The 7,106-nt window shown below is 68.2% G+C and carries 7 protein-coding genes; all 7 read right to left on the bottom strand.

From position 1 onward, the window contains the following. Window positions 1-705: acetaldehyde dehydrogenase (acetylating) (locus VJS38_RS03745; RefSeq protein WP_324086813.1), on the bottom strand; the 705-nt coding region annotated here is incomplete at its 3' end. After that, on the bottom strand, window positions 702-1,493 hold the full coding sequence (locus VJS38_RS03740) for a 2-keto-4-pentenoate hydratase (protein WP_324086812.1): 792 nt from the start codon (window positions 1,491-1,493) through the stop codon (window positions 702-704). The genes VJS38_RS03740 and VJS38_RS03745, both read right to left, overlap by 4 nt. Window positions 1,494-1,541: 48 nt before the next feature. Further along, window positions 1,542-2,333: an enoyl-CoA hydratase-related protein gene (locus VJS38_RS03735; RefSeq protein WP_324086811.1), complete on the bottom strand. Its 792-nt coding sequence runs from the start codon at window positions 2,331-2,333 to the stop codon at window positions 1,542-1,544. Continuing rightward, window positions 2,330-3,388, bottom strand: a complete 1,059-nt coding sequence (locus tag VJS38_RS03730) for a phosphotransferase family protein (protein ID WP_324086810.1) — start codon at window positions 3,386-3,388, stop codon at window positions 2,330-2,332. The genes VJS38_RS03735 and VJS38_RS03730 overlap by 4 nt, the downstream gene beginning before the upstream one ends. Further along, window positions 3,385-4,554, bottom strand: coding sequence for an acyl-CoA dehydrogenase family protein (locus VJS38_RS03725; protein WP_324086809.1), 1,170 nt, complete (start codon window positions 4,552-4,554; stop codon window positions 3,385-3,387). The genes VJS38_RS03730 and VJS38_RS03725 overlap by 4 nt, the downstream gene beginning before the upstream one ends. Before the next feature lie 77 nt (window positions 4,555-4,631). Further along, window positions 4,632-5,633, bottom strand: a complete 1,002-nt coding sequence (locus tag VJS38_RS03720; RefSeq protein WP_324086808.1) for an NADPH:quinone oxidoreductase family protein — start codon at window positions 5,631-5,633, stop codon at window positions 4,632-4,634. Next, window positions 5,633-6,976: an NAD(P)/FAD-dependent oxidoreductase gene (locus VJS38_RS03715; protein WP_324086807.1), complete on the bottom strand. Its 1,344-nt coding sequence runs from the start codon at window positions 6,974-6,976 to the stop codon at window positions 5,633-5,635. Before VJS38_RS03715 ends, VJS38_RS03720 begins: the two co-directional genes overlap by 1 nt. Between the last annotated feature and the right edge of the window lie 130 nt (window positions 6,977-7,106).

Raw genomic sequence — 7,106 nt, 5'->3', positions numbered from 1 at the left:
GAGCTGCGTATCGCCGTTGACGACGGGGATGACATAGGGGCCGATCGCCGCCTCGTCGGCGCCGGAGGACAGCGTGAAGACGGTGTCGCGCATGATCATCGGCGGTTCGGCCGGATTCAGGACGATGATCGCCTTGCCCTTGGCCGCGCCGCCCACCAGTTCGATGCCTCGCGCGGTCGTCTCGGTGAACTCGTCGATGTTGGCGCGCGTGCCGGGACCCGCCGACTTCGAGGCGATCGACGCGACGATTTCGGCATAGTGGACGGTGGCGACGGACGCCACCGCGGCGACGATCGGAATCGTCGCCTGGCCGCCGCAGGTGACCATGTTGACGTTCGGCGCGTCGAGCTGCGTATCGCCGTTGACGACGGGGATGACATAGGGGCCGATCGCCGCCGGCGTCAGGTCGATCATCACCTTCCCGGCGCCCGTCACGACCTCGCTGTGGCGCTTGTGGGCGCCGGCCGAGGTCGCGTCGAAGACGATGCCGATCTCGGGCCAGACCGGCAGCTTCACAAGCCCGTCGATCCCCTCGGCCGTGGTCGCCACCCCCATGCGCGCGGCGCGCTCCAGCCCGTCCGAGGCCGGATCGATGCCGACGAGCGCCGCCATCTCCAGCGCCGCCGACGTTCGCATGATCTTGATCATCAGGTCGGCGCCGATGTTGCCGGATCCGATGATCGCGACCTTCACCTTGGCCATCATCTGGCTCCTTCGTAATTGAAGCTGACGGTCCCGAGCCCGCCGATGATCGCGCGGATGTGCTGGCCCGGAGCGAGCGCCGCTATGGGACCGAGCGAGCCAGTGAGAACGACGTCGCCGGCGCACAGCCTCTCGCCACGCTCGGCCAGCGTCCGCGCCAGCCAGGCGGCCGCCTTGAGCGGGTGGCCAAGGCAGGCGGCGCCTGCGCCGACCGAGGCCACCTGCCCGTCGATCTCGAGCACCATGCCGCAACTGTAAAGGTCCAGCCCCGCCAACGGCCTGGGCTCGCCGCCGAGCACGAAGCGGGCCGACGAGCCGTTGTCGGCGACGGTGTCGGCGAAGCTGATCTTCCAGTCGGCGATGCGGCTGTCGACGACCTCGATCGCCGGCACGACGAAGTCCGTGGCTTCGGCGATCTCGTCCACGCCCGGCTCGGCGTCGGCGACGTCGCGGCCGAGCACGAGCGCCACTTCCGCCTCGACCTTTGGCTGCAGCAGTCCCGGCCCCAGCCAGCCGCCGTCGGCGACGCGCATATCCTCGAACAGCACGCCGAAGTCCGGCTGATCGACGCCGAACTGCTGCTGCACCGCCTTGGCCGTGAGCCCGATCTTGCGTCCGACGATCCGTCGGCCGCCAGCTTTCCAGGCCTGGGTGTTGTGCGCCTGCACGGCGTAGGCGCCCTCGATGTCGAGCGGATCCAGCAGATCGCGCAGGGAAGCGACCGGGGCGCCGGCATAGGCCTGGCGGAGGCGCTCTGCGGCGGCGGCGACAGGATCGATCGTCATGGTCATCGGTAATCTCCGTTTGTGGAACTGCGCCGGCAACGACGCCGTCCGCGATCAACGCCCCATCCAGGTTGGCCTGCGCCGTTCCAGGAAAGCGCGCGGGCCTTCGGCGAAATCCTCGGTGCGCTTCAGCCTCTCCTGGGCTTCGGCGCTGAGCTGCATCAGGGCGGCGTCGTCGAGGTCGAATGCTCTGCGCGCGACCGCAAGACTTTCCCGGACTGCAAGCGGCGCATTTGCGCAGATCTCCGCCGCCAGCAAGAGCGCTTCCTTCTTCGCCTCCCCCGCAGAACACAGCCGGTTCACCAGGCCGAGTTCGAAAGCCCGTTCGGCGCTCATGCTCGCGCCCGTCGCAATCAGCTCGAGGGCGAGGTTCCGCGGGATGAGGCGAGACATCCTGTAGACGCCCCCGGCGGCCGCCAGCAGCCCGCGCGAGACCTCCGGAAGGCCGAAGCGGGCGGATCGACCCGCGATCACCATGTCGCAGGCCAGGACCAGCTCCAGCCCGCCGGCCACCGCGGCGCCCTCCACGGCGGCGATCCAGGGCTTTGTTCGGCTGGCCTTCACAAGGCCAGCGAAGCCGAAATCGGGCGTATAGAGGGTAGCCAGGCGCCCTTCCGCCACTTCCCGAAGATCCGCCCCCGCGCAGAACGCCGCATCGCCGGCCCCCGTCAGGATGACCGCCCAGACGTCCGCATCCGCCTCGGTCTCGCGGACCGCGTTTTCCAGACCGGCGGCGACTTCGGCGTTGACGGCGTTGCGAGCCTCGGGGCGGTTCAGGGTTACGAGCTCGACATGATCGCCAAGCTTTTGGCGAAGCACCACGCCGGTCTCGGCCCGCACGGTCATCGGGCGCCCGCCCGTTCGGCTTGAGCCCAGGCCAGGCGCGCAAGCTCCGGCAGCACGGCGATGCGTTCCTGGACTCGCGTGGAGGCGGCCGCGCCGCGCGCCGCGCGGCCCTTGATGCCATGGTAGATCGCCGCCAGCCGAAAGAAGTTGAACGCCATGTAGAAGTCGTAGGCCGGCATCACCTCGCGCCCCACGCGGCGGCAGTAGGCGGCCAGATATTCCGCTTCCGTCGGGATGTTCAGCGCCTGCAGGTCGGCCCCGCCCAGGCCCGCGACGATATGCGGCGGCATCCGGTACATCATGGCGTGAAAGGCGAAATCGGCATGCGGGTGGCCCAGCGTCGACAGCTCCCAATCCAGAACCGCCAGTATCTTGGGCTCGGTCGGATGAAAAATCATGTTGTCGCATCGGTAGTCGCCATGGACAATACTGGTCTCGTCATCGGCCGGGATGTGGGCCGGCAGCCACTCGAGCAAGCGGTCGAGGAACGGATCTCGCCCGGCCTCCACGTCCTCCAAGTACTGTTTGGACCAGCGGGCCACCTGCCGCGCGAAATAGTTGCCGGTTCGGCCGAAGTCCGCCAGGCCGAGGGCCGTGTAGTCGACCGTGTGCAGGGCCGCCAAGGTGGCGTTCATGCAGTCGAAATAGGCGGGCCGATCGGCGGCGCTGACGTCCGGGAAGGTGGCGTCCCAGAAGATGCGGCCACTCACCATCTCCATCACATAGAACGGCACGCCGAGGACACTTTCGTCCGTGCAAAGACCATACACGCGCGCGACTGGCGCCCCGACCTGCGCCAGGGCCGTCTGGATACGCGCCTCGCGCTCGATGGCGTGGGCGCCGGGCAGAAGGCGGCCGGGCGGCTTGCGCCGCAACACGTAGGATCGGCTCGGCGTGATCAGCTGGTAAGTCGGATTGGACTGACCGCCCTTGAAACGTTGCAGCGTCAGCGGGCCAGAAAACCCGTCGACATTGCGCTCCAACCAGTTCTGCAACGCCGCCCTATCGAGCGGACTGACTTCGGCGGCAGGGATATCGCAAGCGCCTTCGTTCATGAGGATCTGACCTCCAGATGATCGCGCTTGATCTTCTTGGCCAGGGACCATTTGTGCACTTCGGTGGGACCGTCATAGATGCGGAAAGCGCGGATCTCGCAGAAGACCTGGGCCACGATCGTGTCGTTACTGACGCCCGTTCCGCCCATCACCTGGACGCAGCGATCGGCGACACGGAAAAGGGCGTCGGCGACAGCCACCTTGGCCATGGAGCTCTCGGCCACGCCCAGGCTACCGCTGTCCAGAACGTCGGCGCACCAGTCGATCATCAGCTCGGCCTGCTTGAGCTCGATCAGGTTGTCGGCGAGCTGGAAGCCCACGCCTTCATGATCGATCAAGAGCTTGCCGAACGCCTCGCGGCGGCAAGCGTAGTCCACGGCGATCTCGTGCGCGCGGCTCGCCGCGCCGTACCATCTCATGCAGTGCGAGAGGCGGGCTGGCGAGAGCCGGATCTGGGCGCTCTTGAAGCCCGAGCCGGGCTCGCCCAGCATCTGGTCCGCGGGCACGCGCAGGTTTTCGATCGCGACCACCGCATGGCCGCCCGGCATCGAGGAGTCGATGGTGTCGAGCACCCGTTCTATGCGAATGGCGGGATTGGGCAGGTCGACCAGGAACATGCAGGCGCCGTCGTCCGACTTGGCCATGATGATGCCGACCTTCGCCCCGTCCACGCCGGTGATGAACGCCTTGCGGCCGTTGATCAGCCAGGCGTCGCCGTCCCGCCTGGCCGTCGTCAGAAGCATCGACGGATCCGAACCGGCGCCCCCCTCGGCGGCGGGTTCGGTCATGAAGAAGGCCGAACGCGCGCGGCCTTCGACGAGCGGGGCGAGAAAGCGCGCCTTTTGCTCCGGCGAACCGATCTTGCCGAGCAGGTACATGTTGCCCTCGTCGGGCGCGGCGGTGTTGCACGCCAGCGGACCCAACGGCGACAGGCCGCTGTTCTTGAGCACCATGGCGGTCTCGCGCTGGGAAAGGTGAGAGCCGTCGGCGAGAATGTGCGGCGTCATGACGCCGGCCTTGCGCGCCAGCTCGCGGAGCTGCTCGACCAGGTCCTCCGAAGGGCCGTGGCCGCTGCGGCGCGGGTCACGTTCGAACGGCGTCACCACGTCGCGGACGAAGGCTTCGACCTTGGCGGCGATCGCGCTCGCCGACGGTCGCTCGGTCATCTGTGCGTCCATTTCATCTCCTCGAATAAGGCGTGGCTGCTCGCCCTGGTTGGCTGGCCGGCCGCCGCTCGATCCGGCTAATCAATCGTGATGACGACCTTGCCGAGCGCTTTTCGCCCAGCCACGCGCGCTATCGCTTCCGACCCGCGATGCAGAGGAAACCGCTCGGCGATATGCGGTCTGACGGCGCCCTGGGCGTACTGCCGCAAAAGCTCGTCAGCCTCGATGTTTCGGAGCTCCGGAAACCTCTCGCACCAAGCTCCGTAGAACACGCCGCGGATGTCGCAGCTCTTCAAAAGGGCCAGGTTCAGCGGGATCTGCGGGATCTCCCCGGTCGCGAAGCCGACGACGAGGTAGCGACCCGCCCAGGCGATCGCGCGAAGCGCCGCCTCCGCGTATGCGCCCCCGACGGCGTCGTAGACCACGTCGGCGCCGCCAGGTCCCAAAGCTTGCTTGAACTGCGCGGTCAGGGCCCGCCGGGTATCGGAGCCCGCCGGGTTTGGATCATAGATCACCGCCTCGTCCGCGCCCATCGCGCGGCAGACTTCAGCCTTCTCAGCACTCGAGACGGCGGCGACAACGCGCGCGCCCATGGTCTTGGCCAATTGAAGCGCCGCCATGCCCACCCCGCCGGCCGCGCCCAGGATCAACAGGGTCTCGCCAGCCTTGAGCTGCGCACGGTCCTTGAGGGCGTGGTAGCTCGTTCCGAACGTGAACAGGAACGCCGCCGCGTCGTCGAACGGCATTTGAGGAGGAATCTTGATCAGATTGCTTTCCTTGACGACGACCTTCTCCGCCATCGCGCCATAGGTGACCATCGCCAGCACGCGGTCGCCCGGCGTCGTCAAGCGGCAGCCGTCTCCAAGTCGTTCGACCACGCCGGAAAGCTCTCCGCCCGGAGAGAATGGCCGTTGCGGCCTGTACTGGTATTTATCCTCGATGATCAGGACGTCCGGGAAATTGACGCCCACGGCCTGGACACGAATGAGCGCTTCGCCCGGCCCAGGAACCGGAACTGGCGCGTCTTCCAGGACAAGCGACTGCGGACCGCCCGGCAGTTTGCTCAGAAGCGCTTTCATCAGCGGCAATCTCCGCTTTCCTGGAGTGGTCGAATGCCGGCGTTCGACGGCGACACGCCACGCGCATTGCTGCTGTCCGACGTCATCGTGCGCGGCCCGCCGCCTTCCGTCGCTGCGAGCAGGGCCTTGAGCGGGATCTGCGGGTCGCAGAGGGTGGCGCGATCGGGGCGGGCGCCCTGAGCGACGAGGCGCTTGCCGGCAAGGAAGTCCTGGCCCGCGTTCAGGCAGTCGAGCGCGATAACCTGACCGCCGCGCAAATAGACCACGCTGAAGCGGCCGCTTGTCGGGTCGCCTCGCAGCAGCACGTCGTCGTGCCCGACGCTCAAGCCGACGGATTGGAGGCGCAGATCGTACTGGTCGGACCAGAACCAGGGGATCGCCGGCGGCGGCGGGGGCTGCTCGAGCAGGGCCGCCGCCGCCGCGGCAGCCTGGTCGAGCGCGTTGGCGACGCTCTCTATCCTGAACGCGCGCCCGTCTGCGCAAGAGCGTGCCTGGCGCGCGCAATCGCCCACCGCCCACACGTCGGGAAGGCTGGTTCGGCATTGCAGGTCGACGTGGACGCCGTCGCCGACGACCGCGCCGGCCGTAGCGAGCGGGGAGTCGTGCGGCTCCAGACCGATGCCGACCAGCACGAGATCCGCCGCGATCTCCTCACCGCCGGACAGTTGCACATGGGTCACGCGGCCGTCCCGGCCCAGCAGGCCGGCCACGTGGGCGCCGGTCAGGATCCGGACGCCTCGGGCGCGGTGCTCGGCCTCCAGAGCCTGCGACACCTGCGGCGCGACCGAACGGGCAAGAACACGGGATTGAGCTTCGACGATGGTCACACGCTTGTTCAGGCTGCGGATCGACGCCGCCGCCTCCAGCCCGATGTATCCGCCTCCGATCAACACGACGTCGGCGCCGGCGCCGAGCGCCGCCCGCACATGATCGGCGTCGGCGCGGGTGCGGAGCGTGTACACCCCCTTGAGTTCCGCCCCCGGCGCCTGCAGGCGCCGCGCGCCGCCGCCAGCGGCCCAGACCAGCTTTCCATATGCAAGGCGAAGACCGTCCGCGGTCGTGGCGGTACGCGCCTGCGGGTCCAATGCCGTCACCCGCAGACCTGTGCGGCAGTCGACGCCGGCCTCGCTCCAGAACGACGCCGATCGCAGCGGCAGTTGCTCCGCCTCCATTTGCCCCGCAAGATAGGCTTTCGACAGCGGCGGGCGCTCATACGGCTCGTCGGGTTCGTCCCCGACCAGCAGGATCGATCCGGCGAAACCCCGCCGTCGGAGATCGGCGGCGGTCTGCGCCCCCGCCTGGCCCGCCCCGACGATCAGGATGTCCGCGTTCTCCTGCCGCACCTTGCCCCCCGTGCACTCCCGCCGACCCGCGCAGTGCAGGCGGGCGGTGATGCAACTTCGCCTCTTTCGCCAGGCCGGACTGCCGCCTCCATGCCAACAGCCGCCGCTCAGCGCACAATAGAGCCAAAGC

It is taken from the genome of Phenylobacterium sp. (assembly GCF_035276905.1).
Taxonomy (GTDB): Bacteria; Pseudomonadota; Alphaproteobacteria; order Caulobacterales; family Caulobacteraceae; genus Phenylobacterium.
This window is presented reverse-complemented; position numbering and strand designations above follow the sequence as displayed.